This window comes from Neisseria sp. P0021.S006, assembly GCF_051956895.1.
This window is the reverse complement of the sequence record NZ_JBQCWZ010000103.1, coordinates 1-2,849: the sequence shown is the minus strand read 5'-3', so window position 1 is coordinate 2,849 and position 2,849 is coordinate 1. Positions and strand designations below refer to the sequence as shown.

Genomic DNA, 2,849 nt, shown 5'->3' with positions numbered 1-2,849 from the left:
GGTCTTCCAAGGCTTCGATGCGCTCGTTGTAGTTCGGCACGCCTTCGGTACCGGCCACAAAGACAAACGGCAGACCTTCATCGCCGTGAATATCCAAGAACAAATCCACGCCGGTTTCCATCATTTTCTCGCGGACGGTAAAGACTTCGGGGCTTCGCTCCAAAGTCGGGGTTTCCCATTCGCGGTTGAGGTTGGCGCCGGCGGCATTGGTGCGCAGATTACCCAAAACCGAACCGTCCGGATTCATATTCGGCACAATGTAGAAAGTCGCACGGTCAAGCAGCATGCGCGCGGTCGGATCTTGCGGATCAAGCAGACGGCCCAGCAAACCTTCGACAAACCATTCCGCCATGGTTTCGCCCGGATGCTGTCGGGCGATAATCCAGACTTTCATGTCGCTTTCGACTTGGTTGCCGATGGTCAACAGATTAATATCGCGGCCTTGAACAGTGCTGCCCAAATCGTCGATACGGCACAAGCCACTGCCCTGCGCATCGCCCAAAAGGTTCAAATGCTGATCGTTGGAATAAGGCTCGAAATAAGCGTAGTAAACGCTGTTGGACAAAGGCGTATGATTGATGGTCAACACGCCGTTTTCGTAGCTGGTCGGCACGCGGAACCAATTTTGGCGGTCGTAAGAGGCGCAAGCCTGATAGTCCTCCCAGCCCAAAGGATACGCAGCGTCCGCCGCATTTTCAAAATGCATCACGCAGTTTTGATAGGCCGCACCCTGCAAACGGAAGTAAAACCATTGGGCAAACTCCGAAGCATTGTCGGGACGCAGGGCGAGGCGGATATCGGCAGGGTTGCTCAAGTCTTTGACAACGACCGAACCGGCATCGAATTGGGTGCTGATTTTCATCATGGGTATCCTTAGTAATCGGCGAAGAGGCCGAAGCAAACCGTCATTTTACCGTTTGCATGAGGCTGGTTTCAACCATTTAACTGATTTAACAGGATTTCAAGCGCCTGGAAATATTGTTTCAGACGGCCTTTGGGATTAAGATAAAGGCCGAAATCATGAAACAAGGTAGAAACCATGACCCAGCAACAATCTGTCTCCCCTGCCATCAAAGCGCGCGTCCTTGCCGAATCTTTACCATATATCCGCCGTTTTTCCGGCTCCATCATCGTCATCAAATACGGCGGCAATGCCATGACCGAACCTGCCTTAAAAGAGGGTTTCGCACGCGATGTCGTCCTGCTCAAACTAATCGGCCTGCATCCCGTCATCGTTCACGGCGGCGGTCCACAAATCAATGAAATGTTGGAAAAAGTCGGCAAAAAAGGGGAATTTGTTCAAGGCATGCGCGTGACCGACAGCGAAACCATGGACATCGTAGAAATGGTTTTGGGCGGACACGTCAATAAAGAAATCGTTTCTATGATTACCACCTTCGGCGGTCGCGCCGTCGGCATTACCGGCCGGGACAACCACTTCATCAAAGCGGAAAAACTCCTGATCGATACGCCCGAACAAAAAGGTGTGGACATCGGTCAAGTCGGCACCGTGGCCGACATCGACACCCGTTTGGTGGAAGGTTTGGTTGAGCGCGGCTGCATTCCGGTCATCGCCCCCATCGGCGTAGGCCAAAACGGCGAAGCGTTCAACATTAATGCCGACTTAGTTGCCGGCAAACTGGCGGAAAAACTTCAAGCTGAAAAACTGCTGATGATGACCAATATCCCCGGCGTACTGGATAAAGAAGGCAAATTATTGACCACCCTGACGCCAAGCCGCATTGACGAACTGATTGAAGACGGTACGCTGTACGGCGGCATGCTGCCTAAAATTGCCTCTGCCGTCGAAGCCGCCAAAAGCGGTGTCAAAGCCACGCATATCATAGACGGCCGCGTTCCCAACGCCCTGCTCTTGGAAGTGCTGACCGATGACGGTGTAGGCTCGATGATTTTGGGAGCAGGCTAATCCGCTTTTCAGACGGCCTTATGCCTTATTTAATCAGCTTTTCACCCTAAAAAGGGTAAAAAATGTTACACTATACGGCTTATATTTGTTTGAGCGATATTGACGTGAAACAAACTTACAGTCGGTTTCATGCCGACTCCGATGCCATACTTGGCAAAGACGGTATAATGTCTGCATTCATCAGACTTTGGCAATCATCCTTAAGGCCGTCTGAAACGTAACAAAGCTACTTTTCTTTTACCATCCTATTTGGAGATATTCATGAGCGCAATCGTTGATATTTTTGCACGCGAAATTTTGGACTCCCGCGGCAACCCTACCGTAGAGTGTGACGTATTGTTGGAATCCGGCGTTATGGGACGCGCGGCCGTACCTAGCGGCGCATCAACCGGCCAAAAAGAAGCTTTGGAACTGCGTGACGGCGACAAATCCCGTTACTTAGGCAAAGGCGTATTGAAAGCCGTTGACCACGTCAACAACCAAATCGCGCAAGCCCTCATCGGTATCGATGCCAACGAACAATCTTATATCGACCAAATCATGATCGAATTGGACGGTACTGAAAACAAAGGCAACTTGGGTGCCAACGCCACTTTGGCCGTTTCTATGGCCGTAGCACGCGCAGCCGCTGAAGATGCAGGCCTGCCTCTGTATCGTTACTTGGGCGGCGCAGGCCCAATGGCTCTGCCTGTTCCAATGATGAACGTTATCAACGGCGGCGAACATGCCAACAACAGCCTGAACATCCAAGAATTCATGATTATGCCTGTCGGCGCAAAATCTTTCCGCGAAGCCCTGCGTTGCGGCGCCGAAATTTTCCACGCACTGAAAAAACTGTGTGATGCCAAAGGCTTCCCAACTACCGTGGGCGACGAAGGCGGTTTCGCACCTAACCTGAACAGCCACAAAGAAGCCCTGCAAC

The 2,849-nt window shown here is 51.6% G+C and carries 4 protein-coding genes; 3 read left to right on the top strand and 1 reads right to left on the bottom strand.

Annotated features, from left to right (window positions below):
- Positions 1–865: M14 family metallopeptidase (locus tag ACTHUM_RS11135; protein ID WP_440402896.1), on the bottom strand; the 865-nt coding region annotated here is incomplete at its 3' end.
- A gap of 174 nt (positions 866–1,039) precedes the next feature.
- Between ACTHUM_RS11135 and argB the strand changes: the two genes are divergently transcribed.
- The 3 genes from argB to eno all read left to right on the top strand — a co-directional run.
- Positions 1,040–1,927, top strand: coding sequence for an acetylglutamate kinase (argB, locus tag ACTHUM_RS11130; protein WP_107791803.1), 888 nt, complete (start codon positions 1,040–1,042; stop codon positions 1,925–1,927).
- Positions 1,928–1,989: 62 nt separating this feature from the next.
- Positions 1,990–2,148: a hypothetical protein gene (locus tag ACTHUM_RS11125; protein WP_159068336.1), complete on the top strand. Its 159-nt coding sequence runs from the start codon at positions 1,990–1,992 to the stop codon at positions 2,146–2,148.
- A 40-nt stretch (positions 2,149–2,188) separates the two neighbouring features.
- On the top strand, positions 2,189–2,849 hold a 661-nt coding region (eno, locus tag ACTHUM_RS11120; RefSeq protein ID WP_440402895.1), incomplete at its 3' end, for a phosphopyruvate hydratase.